The 13,747-nt window shown below is 68.9% G+C and carries 10 protein-coding genes, 1 tRNA gene and 1 pseudogene; 9 read left to right on the top strand and 3 right to left on the bottom strand.

The window, feature by feature from the left end; all coding sequences use genetic code 11:
• The first annotated feature begins 77 nt into the window (after positions 1 to 77).
• The 3 genes from ABD785_RS37830 (at position 78) to ABD785_RS37840 (ending at position 1,064) form a co-directional block, all read left to right on the top strand.
• Positions 78 to 153 (top strand) — tRNA-Glu (locus ABD785_RS37830).
• Between the two features lie 262 nt (positions 154 to 415).
• Positions 416 to 610 carry a hypothetical protein gene (locus ABD785_RS37835; protein WP_344838674.1) on the top strand — a complete coding sequence of 65 codons (195 nt, stop codon included), beginning with the start codon at positions 416 to 418 and terminating at the stop codon, positions 608 to 610.
• 259 nt (positions 611 to 869) lie between these two features.
• On the top strand, positions 870 to 1,064 hold the full coding sequence (locus ABD785_RS37840; RefSeq protein WP_344838675.1) for a hypothetical protein: 195 nt from the start codon (positions 870 to 872) through the stop codon (positions 1,062 to 1,064).
• On the opposite strand, the pseudogene ABD785_RS41410 reads toward ABD785_RS37840, so the two are convergent.
• The 3 genes and pseudogenes from ABD785_RS41410 to ABD785_RS37850 form a co-directional block, all read right to left on the bottom strand.
• Positions 989 to 1,990: pseudogene (locus ABD785_RS41410) on the bottom strand (recombinase family protein); the annotation flags it as partial. The gene ABD785_RS37840 and the pseudogene ABD785_RS41410 sit on opposite strands and share 76 nt — an antisense overlap.
• Positions 1,991 to 2,514: 524 nt before the next feature.
• Positions 2,515 to 3,387: a TRM11 family SAM-dependent methyltransferase gene (locus ABD785_RS37845; protein WP_344838677.1), complete on the bottom strand. Its 873-nt coding sequence runs from the start codon at positions 3,385 to 3,387 to the stop codon at positions 2,515 to 2,517.
• Positions 3,384 to 4,283, bottom strand: coding sequence for a hypothetical protein (locus ABD785_RS37850; RefSeq protein WP_344838678.1), 900 nt, complete (start codon positions 4,281 to 4,283; stop codon positions 3,384 to 3,386). Before ABD785_RS37850 ends, ABD785_RS37845 begins: the two co-directional genes overlap by 4 nt.
• Before the next feature lie 581 nt (positions 4,284 to 4,864).
• On the opposite strand from ABD785_RS37850, the gene ABD785_RS37855 reads away from it, so the two are divergent.
• From ABD785_RS37855 to ABD785_RS37880, 6 genes are all read left to right on the top strand, one after another.
• The gene (locus ABD785_RS37855) at positions 4,865 to 5,683 is read left to right on the top strand and encodes a hypothetical protein (RefSeq protein ID WP_344838680.1); all 819 of its coding nucleotides are present in this window, start codon (positions 4,865 to 4,867) and stop codon (positions 5,681 to 5,683) included.
• A gap of 225 nt (positions 5,684 to 5,908) precedes the next feature.
• Positions 5,909 to 6,385 (top strand): pilin, encoded by a 477-nt coding sequence (locus ABD785_RS37860; RefSeq protein WP_344838681.1) that lies wholly within the window; start codon positions 5,909 to 5,911, stop codon positions 6,383 to 6,385.
• Between the two features lie 38 nt (positions 6,386 to 6,423).
• Positions 6,424 to 8,352, top strand: a complete 1,929-nt coding sequence (locus ABD785_RS37865) for a TrbL/VirB6 family protein (protein ID WP_344838683.1) — start codon at positions 6,424 to 6,426, stop codon at positions 8,350 to 8,352.
• Positions 8,353 to 9,303: a PrgI family protein gene (locus tag ABD785_RS37870; RefSeq protein WP_344838684.1), complete on the top strand. Its 951-nt coding sequence runs from the start codon at positions 8,353 to 8,355 to the stop codon at positions 9,301 to 9,303.
• Positions 9,300 to 11,057, top strand: coding sequence for a VirB4 family type IV secretion system protein (locus ABD785_RS37875; RefSeq protein ID WP_344838686.1), 1,758 nt, complete (start codon positions 9,300 to 9,302; stop codon positions 11,055 to 11,057). The genes ABD785_RS37870 and ABD785_RS37875 overlap by 4 nt, the downstream gene beginning before the upstream one ends.
• A complete protein-coding gene (locus ABD785_RS37880; protein WP_344838687.1) occupies positions 11,054 to 13,735 on the top strand; it encodes a DUF8128 domain-containing protein in 2,682 nt (893 codons plus the stop codon). The genes ABD785_RS37875 and ABD785_RS37880 overlap by 4 nt, the downstream gene beginning before the upstream one ends.
• The last annotated feature ends 12 nt before the right edge of the window (positions 13,736 to 13,747 follow it).

Here is a 13,747-nt window from a genome sequence, read left to right on the forward strand (position 1 = left end):
CCACCACCCCACCCCCCTGACCCGAAACCGATTACGCCCCACCCCCCGCCGTCCCCTACACTGGACCCGCAAGCCCAGCCCTCATCGTCTAGTGGCCTAGGACGCCGCCCTTTCAAGGCGGTAGCACGGGTTCGAATCCCGTTGGGGGTACCACACAGACCCGTGCATGATCGTGATCATGTGCGGGTTTTGGGGTTTCTAGGGCTGCTTGGGCCGCTTCCTGTTGAGTGGCGATGATCTCGGTTGTGCTGGTGATTTGGACCGTCACGAGGTTGGTGACGTGGTCGTAGCGCATCTCCAGCCGGAAAGCGTTGAACAGCTTCCGCAGCAGCTCTTCGGGCAGCTTCTCCAGGTCGATCCGGCCCAGAGGTAGCTGATCGAGGAGACCGGCGCACTGCACGGCTGGCGGGCCGCTGTGCTTCAGCTCGGCCAGACTGGTCGTCTTGGCGTCGATCTCGGCTTTGAGCTGGGCGGCGCGGGCCTTGACGTCGTTGGTGAACTCGGCGTCGGGGCTCGTCGTTTCGAGGCTGCCCAGGAGGTTCGTCCGGCGGGTCCTGAGTTCGGCCATCGCTTTCTCTGCGGCTTTGATCGCGGCATCCCTCTCGACTAGGGCGTTGGCTTCGGCGTCGCTGATGGTCTGCGCGAGCTCCAGCCGCCGGTGCCGTCCGAAGACCTGGTTGTTGAAGAAGTCAGTCAGCCCCGGAAAGACGTAGTCCTCACGCAGCCAGACGCTCTGGGGATGGCCGGGGTCGATGTACTCCTTGCCCGGCTTGCAGAGGTAGTAGGTCGTGCCTCGATTGTCCTTGCCCCACATCCGCCGGTCACAGGAGGCGTGGGTGATGTAGGACCGCAGCAGGTAGGAGCGCTTGGTGTCGGCGCATGCGGTGTTGGGTCCGGCCTTTCGCCTGACCCTCTCGGCCCGGCGGGTCACCTCCTGGGCGGCGAGGAACATCTCCAGTGAGACGAGCCGGGGATGGACGGGCTTGCTCGACCAGTACCAGGCTTCGGGCGGGTTGCAGCGGCCGGTCGCCGAGGTCGTCGCCCGCCGGTTCCACACCTGGTAACCGGTGTACTTGGGGTTGGTGAGGATTGCTCGCACCGAGGAGTACGTCCATTTGCCCAGGGCCCGGGACGGGTCGACCGGCTGCGGCGGTGGGTAGGCGATCAGGTCGCGGTTCAGCTCGTCAGCGATGTCCTGGATGCCGATCAGTCTTTCGACACGCCAGTCGAAGATCGCCGTCACGACCTTGTGGCGATCAGGGTCAGGGACGCATACGTGCTTGGTCGCACCTTGGGCTCGGCGGGCGGGGACCGGATGAGGAACCTTCTGGCCAAGGTATCCATACGGCGGTCGGCCGATGTTGAAGCCCTGCTCGATGTGCTGCTGGAGGCCTCCCCAGGACATCTCCAGCAGCTGCAGGACGTACCACTCGGCGACGCCCTGCTTCACTCGGCGGGTGAGGATCTGCGAGGACCGCTTGCCGTTGAGGACGATCGGTTCGTCAGCCGCCAGGAGCAGCACCCCGGCTTCCTCGAGCCGCGCTTCGATCATCGTGCCGATGTAGGACCGGCGGGCAACGCGGCCGATCTCTTCACAGATCACGACGTCGAAGCGTCGGCTCGGGCTCGCGGCCTCTTCCAGCAGATCCTGGATGCCGCCGTCACGCGGGACAGGGATGGAGAACCGCTCGTGTCCTCGGCCCTTCCCGCGTGCGGCGAGGTCTTTGCGCCCGGACTCGATGTCGTAGAAGTGGGCGACGAAGGTCGAGTGCTCCGGCAGCGCCGCGTGGCACGAGGCGAGCTGCCGGGGCAGGGACAGAGTGGGGTCCTGCTGGTCCTCGGTCGAGGTCCGGCCCAAGAACGCGACCTTCAAGGGGCCGTCTTGGAGGAAGTAGCCGCCGCCCAGCCCTGTCATGTGGGGCCGTTTGGTCGACCGCTTCAGTCCGAGGTCGTCGAGGGAGAACGGGGCGCTTCCTGCTGTACTGACCATCGCAGAACCTCCTGGATCGTTCGTGCCTGTTCTCGCCGCACCAGCGCGGCGAGGTCGGCCTTGGGCGTCACGACTTGGAAGACCAGGCCGGGAGCGTCCTCCGACCGCTCCCGGCCCTCTCGGTCAGTCACTGTCGTTCGAAGCCGGATGGTTTCCCGGCCGCCGCCGGGGCTGGTTGCAGGGGCCGTTCCCCCGACCGTCCCGGCGGCCCCCACATGACCGCTCGACTCGTTCGGCAAGGTCAAGCCACGTCCGCCGGCCGGTCCTCGGCCGTCCGACAACGACCGGAGAACCGGCCTTCTCGACGTGGCCGACCGCGGCGCGAAGGTGCCAAGCCTCATCGCACCGATAGGCGCGCAACCTCTCCCCGGGCGCCGCGATCCGCACCGCGCGGCGGGCCTCCCGGCGGTTGAGGTAGCGGGCTCGGCCGCACCGGCCGCAGGTGCCGAGCTGAAGCCAGGCCAGCACTTCGGTAGCCCGGTCTGCGTTCGGCTCGTGGTGGGCTCGGCTGTAGGTGCGGCGTCTCATCGGCCGACCTCCTTCAGGTCGGCGGCGGTCTGGAAGATGAGCAGGTCTTCATGGGCGGTCGCGCACGCTGGGAGGCCCTTGGCGCGGGCGCGTTTGGTCTCGATCCGCTGGAAGAACGAGGTGCGGTTGACCAGCTCCCCGTCTCGCACCCCGCACAGCAGAGCGGCGAGCCGGTTGGTCAGCACGAGTCCGGCTTCGTGGGCGGTGTCGATGACGAGGCCGGGAAGGTCGATGAGCTCGCCCTTCACCCGGATCGGGCGGATCGTCACCGCGACCACTCCGAACGGACGGAGGAGGGAAGCCGACCCCGAGAGGATTTGCCCGAAGCCGCCCAGGAGCTCGGCGCGCGGCCGGTGTGCGAGGTTCCGCTTGTCGGTGGAGTAGCGGTGGTTCTCCTTCGTGACGCCGGCATCCCCCGTGAGGCCGAAGGACTTCACATGCCCGTGTGTAGATGCGCCATACGGCGGACTTGTGAGCACGAGGGAGACCTCTCCCCGGTAGCTGGCCAGGGTGGAGGCGATGTTGCGGGAATCCCCGCACATGACGCGAGCCTCCCCCTTCGCGCCGCGGGCGCGAGCGTGAGCGAGGTTGTCAGCGGCCATGCGAGCGAAGTCCGGCTCGTACTCCATCCCGACCGCGCTGCGGCCGAGATGAAGCGACTCCACGAGCGTGGTCCCGATCCCACACATCGGATCGAGAACCAGCTCACCCGGCTTGGTGAATGAGCCGATAACTTCGGCGGCCAGGTCGGGAAGCATCTTGGCGGGGTGCTTCATCGACTCCTCGGTGTACCGGCCGGCCCTTTGCGTACGGGAAGGCCTTTGCCCGATGGTCAGGACGGAGGGAAGGAAGAGCTTCTTGGCGTTCATCGGGCATCGCCCTTCTGTCCGCCGACGGTGGCGGGCTTGGTGAACAGGCACACATCGGCGTGCACGGACACGGCGGCGGGGATGCTGCCGTTCCTGGTGTCGCGCAGGTGCGCGAAGTCCTCGGCCGCGAACTGGACGGCGAGCCCGTCGCCCTCGATCGGGACCCGCAGGGCGATGACGTGCTGGGAGTAGGTGAACCCCAACGCTGCGGCGTGCCGGACGATCCGAGGCGCAGGATCGACGAGACGGCCGTCGGCTCCGTGCCGGGCGGTGGTGATGACCGCCAAGACCCCGCCCGGCCGCAGCACCTGCCACGACGCGGTGATCATCGAACCGAGACGTTCCTCAGTGACGCCCCAGAAATCAGCGCGGCAGGCCGGGCATGCCTGGTCGGTCCAGATCGGAACCCGGCCGCCCTTCTCGAACGGTGGAGGTTCGGCGATCACGAGCCCGACCGTGCCCTTGAGGTCGGCGAGGGCCCGGTTCATCTGGTCGGGGCGGCATGCCCGCAAGGACAGTTCGTGCAGGTCTTCGGCCGGAAGGAGTTCGCCGATCCGTTTGCCGATGTGCTGGGCGAGCGGGAAGTGCGGCAGGCACCCGACCGCGCGCCGGTCGGCCTCCCACGCCGACACCAGCACCGCCTCACTGGAGGGGTAGGCCTCCACCACGACGTCACCGGGACGAGTGCAGTACGCGATCAGGTGCCGGGCCAGCTCCCAACCGGGAGCGGTGCGGTGCCGGACGCAGGTGAGCGGGGCCTTCTTGCTGGTGGTGTCGTTGCCAATCTCCTTGGTGGTGGTGTCGGAGCAGAGCCATACGGTGAGCGGCACCAGGTTGGTGGCTGCTTTCTCGAAGTGGCCTGAGTTGTTGTTCGCCTGGTTGGGCGTGTTGTTCATCGTTGGGTTGACCCGAGACGGGAACCCGATCCCCTTGCAACCGGGAAACCCCTCCACCAGCCTCCGATTCGGCGGGCAACCGTGGTCAACACTCGGCAAACCCGCCGGGGAACCCCGATCTACGCAGGTCAGCGGCATGGGGAAGGCGAATGACGAGGTGGTGTAACCACTGGCGGAGTCGTCCAGGAAAGGGAACCCGCTCTGGTAGAGCGCGCCGCAACCGGCCTGCGATCGAACTCTCCGGGCGAATCAGGCTTGCCGGTGTTAGCGGTGGATTCCCGGCGGTCGTAGTTGGGCGGTGTGCGTGTCGGCGCACTTGACCAAGTCCTTGCCGATTTTCTCGGTTACCCCGTCTCGCCTGGGCTGACGTCGTGGATGCCTCGTTGAGGGAAGGCGGGCTTCCTCGGCGGCTCGCACGTGGTTTCACAGGCGCGGGAAGTCCGCTGCGAACAGTGGTCTAGCGGCCTTCCCCATCGGGGCATGCGGAGCGTTGGGGCCTTCCCGTCTGCTTCCGGGAAGGCCACTTGAGGTGGTGGATCTGTTGTGGCGACCGATCCGGCTACGACCTCACGGAGGCCGCCATGACCCGCCCCACCACCCGCACTCAGCCCGTCGCCTCGACCGGGTTCGAGCGGCGCGGACGGACCAACGTCCTGGACACCCTCGCCGACAGCTTCACACTCCTGACCACCGGCCCCGCCCCGCTCGCCCTCAACGGCAAGGAGATCGGGCGCGGGCTGCCCGCTCGGCTGCTGCCCCTCGATGAGGTCCGCGGGCTGCTCCTCGCATCGGCCGGCGACGCCAAGGCCCATTACGAGCTGCGCGATGCCGTCTGGGCGGAGCTCGTTCGCCGCTCCAGGACCGAAGGCCCGGCATGGGTGGTGGGCTGCTGCGGTGTCGCCCTTCCCGGTCTGCTGGCGATCACCAACCGGATCGGTAAGAGCCTTCCTCACGCCCAGGCCGAAGATGTCGCCTCCGAGCTCCTGACCGCGTTCCTGGCCGCGTTGCAGACCGTCGACCTCGACCGGAGAGGCATCGCTTCCCGGCTGATGTGGGCTGCGCGCCGCGCCGCGACCCGGGCTCGCTACCGCGACCTGCGCGAGACGCCGCTCGACCCGCACGACATCACTCCCGAGCAGACCGTAAGCGCCCTGCCCGCCCAGGCCCCAGCCTCGGACCACGACGAGACCGCAACCGACCTCATCGGCCGCGCCGTCGAGCAACGAGTCATCACCCGCGAGCAAGCCGACCTGATCATCGTCACCCGGATCGGTGGGACCAAGGTCTCCGACCTCGCCCGCAGCCTGGAAATCCCTGCTCACCGGCTGTATGAGCGGCGTGAGCGGGCGGAGAAGCGACTGGTCGCGGCGGTGCTCGATGGTCAGGTTTCCGCAAAGTAATGAGCGCTCGACCCTGAATCCCGGCCTCGAAGGCGGGGTTTCCCAGTGTCGAGCCATTGATGACAACCCGCCAAGGGGTGGCCGGGGCGGACGGAGAGCCCGGTCCCCACCTGCACCCATCCGGAACTGGATTCCTTCGAGGAGGACACCCAGCCCCCGGCCACCCCGGCGGAACGTCACCAGCTCGGCAGCAACCATCCACCCGCATCTCGGGGAGCTGCCGCAATGCCCACCACATCTCACACCACCACCAACGCCACCCACAGCAACGAGGCCACCGCCTCACCGGCGAGTGCCGGCAGCCGGACAAAGCCGCATGCTCGCCCCATCCAGGAGTTCACCGGCCTGTGCCGGACGATCTCACCGCTCCGCCTCGCCGGTGTCGTCCTGTTCGGCATGACCGGCCTCACCATCGCGGTTCTCGCTGCCGCGTCGGTCGCTCATGCCGGGCAGGACCCGAACGCGCCTGTTGCCACTCTCACCCAAGTCATCGACAACTTCCGGAACGTCCTGGTCGGGATGCTGGTGAGTCTCGCGACGCTGTTCGCCACCGTCGGCGGAGTGCGGCTCATGCTCGCCGGAGGCGACCCCGGCGAGGTCGAGGGCGGCCGCAAGTGCCTCAAGTACGCCGGACTCGGCTACGCCGTCGCGGCTCTGGCTCCGATCCTGGTGGCGATCCTCAAGCAGATCGTCACCGTCTGATGAGGGTTCCACCCAGGTGGGAAGGCTGGGGGAAGGCGGTGGGAGTCGCCGCGGTAGCGGTCCTGTTCCTGCTCCTTTCCCCGGCCCTCCCGGCCACCGGCCACGCCCCTGCCCACCCTGGCCGCGTCACAGGTCTGCCGGTCGCCAGGGCGCTACCGCGTTGCCCGCTTCCCTACGAGCTGGCCCGGCTCGCCACCGGTCGCACCCCGAAGCCGAGCCCGACTTGTATCCCGGCCAAGAAGGGGAAGGGCGGCGCGGCCGGGCCGCGCGGTCCGCAGGCTCCCGCGCCGTCCAAGCCCGACCCGCGCCCCGCGCCTGCTCCGCCGCCGGTGTCTCCCTCGCCGAGGGGGAACCTGCCCACGGTTCCCGTTCAGCCGTCGTTGCCGGTGCCGCCGCTCGGCCCGGCCATCCCCGGCACCGACGGGAGTTGCCCGAACTGGGATGTCACCTGTCAGGCCAAGTCCAGCATCAGCGGCTGGTTCTCCGACCTGCTCAAGGACGCCTCTAAGGGCGTGTTTGACCTGCTCGGCTCAACTCTGTTCGGCACGCCCGAACTGGACTCCGAGCCGATGGCGACGGTCCGGGAGATCTGGGAGCTGTGCCGGGCCATCGCGGTCGCCTGCTTCGTGCTCCTGGTGACCGTCGCGGGCATGCAGCTCATGGCAGGCGGTTCCCTCCCGACCGAGATCACGCCACGCGAGATGCTGCCCAGGCTGGCGTGGGCGTTCATCATCCTCAACTGCTCACAGATCGTCTGCGGGTATGCGATCGCCTTCGCCAACGCGCTCGCAAGGGCGTTCTTGGACTTCGGCCCGTCCACCGTTGATCCGGCCAAGGCGTTCGCTCACCTCTACTCGCTGTACCTGCTGAACCTGGCCTCGGGCGGGATCTTCTTCACCCTCCTAGGCCTAGCAGTCGTGGTCGTCGCACTGTGCGTCGCGGTCACCTACGTGATTCGCCTCGCCCTCACGATGGCGCTGGTCGCGGCTGCTCCGTTGGCGTTGATGTTCCACGGCCTCAAGCACACCGAGGGACTGGCGTTCTTCTGGTGGCGCTCCCTGGTCGGAGTGCTGTCCATCCAGGTCGCCCAGTCGCTCGTCTTCGTCATCGCGCTGCGGACGCTCGTCCCTTCGACCGATGACGACGAGCCTTTGTGGCTGGCAGCGGTGCCGGGCAAGCGGGACCTGCTCGACCTGCTGCTGTTGCTCGTCCTGCTGTTCATCATGACCAAGATCCCCGGCTGGGTCGCCCGCTCCATCTGGAAACAGGCCGCACCCTCCGCCCTGATGAACCTCGCCAAATCCTTCATCCTCTACCGCGGCGCCGGACTCCTGATCTCCAAAGTCGGCAAGGGCGCCAAGGCCGCCGCATCCGCCGGCGGGCGGAGAAGCCCCGGCCCCGGTGGGCGGGGAAGGCCCGGCCAGCCGACCGGCCACCAGCAGCCCGGCAGGCCCGGCCAGAGACGGCAGCCCGGCCAGAGGCGACCACCGCACCACCGCCAGCGTCCGCCCGGCCAGCGTCGCCCAGGCCGCCAGCACCGGCCGCCCAGCGAGGACACCGGGGCCGCCTACCGGATGCCGCGCCCCGAGCGCACCGAGTACCCCGGCCGCCCGCAGCCCCGCCCAACCGTCACCGAGCCACCCGCCCGGCCCGGTTCCCGTTCTCACACACCCGGAGGCCGTCCCGTGCAGCCCGGACTGTTCCCCATCAAGCCCGCCAAGGGCACCGGCAAGCAGCTCTCCCTGCCCATCGACGCCAAGCGCCTCCCACCCAAGCCCATCCCACCCGAGCCACCACGCAGGCCCACCCCGCGCTCGGGCCAGCTCCAGATTCCCGGAATGCCGAAACGGCCCCGCCCGCCGCGCCGCCCCGAACAGCTCTCCCTGTGGGTCGACAAACCCGCACCCAAGCGGCCCGCACGCCAGAAGCCAGTACCTCAGAAGCCTGCGCCGAAGAAGGGCAAATAGATGTCACGCACGCCTGAAGAGCCGCTGTCGGCCGCGATCCCGGCCGACGTCGACCGGCCCGACAAGGTCGCCTACGGGATGACCTCCCACCAGCTCGCCCTCCTAGCCGCTGCGGGGTTCCTCGCCCTGCTGTTCTGGGCAACGGCCGGGACCGTCCTGCCGTTGCCGGTGACCGTCGCCCTCATCACACCTGTGGTTGTGGCGGGCCTGGTCCTGGCCTTCGCCCGGCGGGACGGGATGACGCTGGACCGCTACGGGCTGGCCGCCTTCCTGCATCTGCGGATCTCCCGTGAACGTGTCTCGGGATCGGCGACGCCGCCGCCGGTCTGGTGCCGGATGCGCGGGCGCCTTCCCGCACCGCTGCGCCTTCCTGTCCTGGCCGTGCGGGAAGACGGCGTGCTCGAACTCGCCGAGGGCGGAACCGCAGTCATCGTCAAAGCCGGAACGCTTCCCTTCGCGCTGCGCTCCCACGGGGAGCAGGCCGCCCTCGTCGGCGTTTTCGGCCGGTGGCTCAACTCACTCGAGGCACCCGCGCAGATCCTCGTCCAGGCCCGGCCGGTCGACCTGTCCTGGCTCGCCGAGAACCTGACCGAGACGGCTGCGGCGTTGCCGCATCCCGATCTGGAAGACGCCGCCCTCGACCATGCGGCGTTCCTGTCAGAGCTGAGCGCTACCCGGGTGCTGCTGGAACGCGAGGTCTATCTCATCCTCCGCGACAGCACCGCGACCGGCCGCCGGGCCAAATCCCGCGAGATCAGCGCCGCCGTGGTCCTTCGCCAGGCCCAGGACGCCGCCCAGGCTCTGGCGGTCCTCGGCGTCACCGCCACCGTGCTCGACGTCGACTCCGCCTCGCGCGTCCTGGCCGATGCCCTGTCGCCAGGCGAAGACCGGCTGAGCGGTCTCGCCGACCCTGACCAGATCATCACCGGATTTTTGGAGGAGGAACGATGAAGATCCGCGTCAAGAACGAGCACGCCGCGGGGCGAAGCCGAGATCGCCGAGACGTGGCGGCACCTACCGCGCTCAAAGTGAACACCGCCTCCCTGGAACTACCTGCGGGAGTGTGCGCCTCCTTCGCCGTGGCCGGCTACCCCGCAGAAGTCGGCGCGGGCTGGCTGTCGCCTCTCACCACCTACGCCGGACGGCTCGACGTGTCCTTGCACGTCGAGCCCATCCCGCCTCGGATCGCCGCCCAACGCCTGAAGGCCCAGCGCGCCAAGCTGGAGGCCGGAAGCCGCGCCGACGCGGCGGCGGGCAAGCTCGCCGACTTCGATGCCGAAACCGCAGCCCAGGACGCCGCCGACCTCGCCGCCTCCATCGCCCGAGGACACGGACGCCTGTTCCGGGTCGGCCTCTACCTCACCGTGCACGCCGGCACTCTTGGCGAGCTGGAAGCCGAGATCGAAAGGGTCAAGACCCTCGCCGCCTCCATGCTGCTCGACGCGGAACCGACCACGTTCCGGGCGCTGCAAGGTTGGGTAGCGACCCTTCCCTTGGCATCCGATCCGGTCAGGCTCACGCGGGCGTTCGATACGACCGCGCTCGCGGCGGCCTTCCCTTTCACTTCCCCCGACCTGGACGCCCAGCTCGACGCTGCGCCCGTCCTGCTTGGGCTGAATGTCTACTCCTCGGGGGTGGTGCTGTGGGACCGGTTCGCCCAGGACAACCACAACAGCGTCACGCTCGCCCGATCGGGTGCGGGGAAGTCGTACTTCACCAAGCTGGAGATCTCCCGGCTACTGCAGCACGGCGTGCAGGTCGCGGTGGTCGACCCCGAAGACGAGTACCGCGCCCTGACCGCAGCGGTGGGCGGACGGCGCATCCCGCTCGGATCGCCCGGGGTGTTCTTCAACCCCTTCGACCTCGACCCCGACGGGCCGCCTGACGCATTGACGCGGCGGGCACTGTTCTTCCAGACGCTCGCCGCGACCATGTTCTCCGAGAAGCTCGAACCGGTCACCCGCTCGGTTCTCGACCGGGCCGTAATCGCCACCTATGCGCGAGCAGGGATCACCTCCGACCCGCGCACCTGGACGATGCCGGCCCCTCTCCTGGCCGACCTCCAGACCACCCTGACCGAGGCGGAAGGGCCGGAGGCAGCCGGATTGGTCGCCAGGTTGGAGCCGTTCGTCACCGGTTCCTACGCCGGGCTCTTCGCTGGCCCCACCTCCAGTGCCTCTTCCGGGCATCTGACCGTCTTCTCCCTGCGGGACCTCTCCGACGAAGTCAAACCGGTCGGGATGCTCCTGGCCCTGGACGCGATTTGGCGTCAGGTCGTCAGCCACGAACGCAGGCGGCGGCTCGTGGTCGTCGACGAGGCATGGACGCTCATGCAGCACGGCGAGGGCGCGCGCTTCCTGTACCGGCTGGCCAAGTCCGCCCGCAAGCACTGGGCCGGGGTCGCCGTCGTCACCCAGGACGCCGCCGACCTTCTCTCCTCCGATCTCGGGCGGGCGGTCGTTGCGAACTCCGCGACCCAGTTCCTGCTCCGGCAGGCGCCGCAGGTGATCGAGGAGATCGCCGCATCTTTCGACCTTACCGACGGAGAACGCGCCTTCCTCCTCACCGCCGCCCAAGGAGAAGGCCTCGTCTGCGGCGCCGCTCAAGGCGGGACCGGCACCACCCGGACCGCGTTCGCCTCGATCGCGAGCAGCCGCGAGCACGCCACCGCCACCACGAGCCCAGCCGAAGGAGAAGCCCTGTGACCTGGCCTTCCTTCCCCTTCGCCTTCCCTTACCTGCCTGCCTTCCCCTTCGCTTCGGCGGTGCATTCCCTGGCCCTCCCTGTTCAGAAAGCCGACCTGATGCACCACGCGGCCTCCTTCCCGCTGCCTTCCACGTCCGTCCTCGCAGAGAAAGCTGACACCCTGAACCACAACCCGCTCGACCCGATCATGCCGACCGTCACCCCGCTCGTGGTCCCCGAGTACACGCCCCACCTGCCCACCGTCACTCCCATTCCCGCCCCCCACCTGCCAGCCTTCCCTCTCGACAAGATCCTCGGCGGACCGCAGGCCGTCCTCGATCTACTCACCGGATTCGCGCCCGGCACTGTCGGGACGCTGCTGCTCGCGGCTGGAGCGGTGGCCGGTGGGCGGTCGGTGCTGTGGTGGTGGCGCAACAACCGGCTCACCCTCGGCTCCCACGTCATCGAGATCTCCGTCCCGCCGCACGTCGAACCCGCCAGCGCCGCCGCCTGGTGGTCCCACCTCGCCGGGCTCCTCCACCCCTGGTGGAAGCGTTGGCTGTTCGGGCAGCCGCATCTGGCGTGGGAGTACCTCGCGGGCGAGGACGGGGTGAAGGTCCAGGTGTGGGTTCCCGGAACCATCTCCCACATCCAAGTCGTGAAGACCATCCGTTCCGCCTGGCCCGGTTCCACGGTCACCGCCCGACCCGCGACTCCGCCCATTCCGGGAGCCATCCCTGCAGCGGGAGGCCGCATGGTCCTGGCCCGGCCCGACCACTACCCGCTGCTGTCCGAGCACAAGAACGACCCGCTCCGGGCGCTGCTCGGCGCGGTCGAGGAACTCGGGTCCGGTGAGCACGCCGCCGTGCAGATCCTTGTCCGCCCCGTCACCGGCCGCCGCCTGCAGCGCGCCCACCGAGCCGCCGCCGCACTACGCGGAGCAGGTTCGGCCGCGCCGCAAGCCGTCCTGTTCGACCTCATCACCCCGGGCAGCGACAAGCAGCGCCACAGCCTGGCCGCCTTCTATCCCGAGCGGGCCGAACAGATCCGCAACGTGCTCACCAAGGCGGCCCGGCCGCGGTTCGAGGTCCAAGTCGTGTACGCCGCGGCGACTTCTCACCGCGTCGGGCCGGCCGCGCGAGGCTGGCTGAAGACCACCTGCCACGAGATCGCCTCCACCTTCGCCCTCTACTCCCACAGTGGGCAGTTCCTGCGGCGTCGTCTCCTCCTCAACCCGGCCGCCCAGCTCACCGGCCGAAAGCTTGCGCGCGGCTACCTGCTGTCGGTGGACGAACTCGCCGCCCTCGCCCACCTTCCCTACGACCTCGGCGCACCCGGAGTAGCAAGGTCCGGAGCCCGACCCGTCGCACCGACCCTCGCCGTCCCCACCGCCTACGACAAGGGAGTACGTGTCCTCGGCGACGCCGACGCCGGAAAGGAGCGGACGGTGGCCGCCTCCGTCGTGGGCGGACGCCAGCACACCCACCTGCTCGGGCAGACCGGTGTCGGCAAGTCGACGCTGATCGTCCAGCAGGTCCTCGCGGACGCCCGCGCCGGACGGGGAGCCTTGGTCATCGACCCCAAGGGCGACCTGATCAACGACATCCTCGACCGGCTGCCCGAGCGGGCGATCGGCCGGACGGTGGTGTTCGACCCGGCCGAGGACGGGACACCGTCGATCAACGTGCTCATCGGACCGGATCGGGCCTTCGCAGTGGACGCGATCGTGACGACCTTCCACCGCTGTTTCTCCTCCGCCTGGGGCCCACGCCTGGACGACCTCATGCGGACCGCGTGCCTGACCCTCGCCAAGGTCTACGGCGATGGCGCCAGCCTCGCCGACCTACCCGCCCTCCTCACCGATGACGGCTACCGCGCCCAGACCGTCGCGAGGCTGAAGGGCAAAAACGCCGACCCACTCCTCAAGGGATTCTGGGCGTCCTACGACACCCTCACCCCGGCCGGTCAGGCCGCACTGATCAGCCCCGTCATGAACAAACTCCGCGCGGTCCTACTCCGCCCATTCATCCGTGAAGCCCTATGCGGCCGGGCCTCCACCGTCGATATCGGGAAGATCCTCAACAGCGGAGGGCTAATTCTCGCGCGGGCCCCGAAGGGAACCCTCGGGGAAGACGCCTCACGTCTGTTCGGGTCACTGCTGCTCGCCCACACCTGGCAGGCCATGACCCCACGCGCCAACCTGCCCGAGAACTCCCGCCGCGACGTTGCCGCCTACGTCGACGAAGCCCACAACTTCCTCAACCTGCCCGGGTCGGTCTCCGACATCCTCGCCGAGGCCCGCGGCTACCGGTTCTCCCTCACCCTCGCCCACCAACACCTCACCCAGCTCCCACCCGACCTGCGCGAAGCGGTATCAGCGGACGCCCGCAACAAGATCTACTTCGCGGCATCGCCCGAGGACGCTGCGAGCCTGGTCCGGCACGTCGGACCCCAACTCACCCCACACGACCTTTCCCACCTAGGGGCGTTCCAGGCCGTGGGAAGGCTGATGAACGGCGGAGCACCCACGCCCGCCTTCACCTTCCGAACCCGGCCCCTCCCTGACCCCATCGAAGGGCGGCAGGAAGAGATCCGGGTGGCCTCCCTCGACCAGTTCGCGCCTGCTCCTGCCGATGAGGTCCCCGACATCCAGCCGAGCGCGGTCAACGGCGCGACCCTCGAAGGGGGCCAGGCATGAGCACTCCCTCGA

It is taken from the genome of Actinocorallia longicatena, from assembly GCF_039534125.1.
GTDB lineage: Bacteria > Actinomycetota > Actinomycetes > Streptosporangiales > Streptosporangiaceae > Actinocorallia > Actinocorallia longicatena.

Bases quoted from the DNA above. Each gene is read 5' to 3' on its own strand.
- ABD785_RS37855 (WP_344838680.1), top strand. From the start codon at position 4,865: ATGACCCGCCCCACCACCCGCACTCAGCCCGTCGCCTCGACCGGGTTC.
- ABD785_RS37850 (WP_344838678.1), bottom strand. From the start codon at position 4,283: ATGAACAACACGCCCAACCAGGCGAACAACAACTCAGGCCACTTCGAG.
- ABD785_RS37875 (WP_344838686.1), top strand. From the start codon at position 9,300: ATGAAGATCCGCGTCAAGAACGAGCACGCCGCGGGGCGAAGCCGAGAT.
- ABD785_RS37870 (WP_344838684.1), top strand. From the start codon at position 8,353: ATGTCACGCACGCCTGAAGAGCCGCTGTCGGCCGCGATCCCGGCCGAC.
- ABD785_RS37860 (WP_344838681.1), top strand. From the start codon at position 5,909: ATGCCCACCACATCTCACACCACCACCAACGCCACCCACAGCAACGAG.
- ABD785_RS37845 (WP_344838677.1), bottom strand. From the start codon at position 3,387: ATGAACGCCAAGAAGCTCTTCCTTCCCTCCGTCCTGACCATCGGGCAA.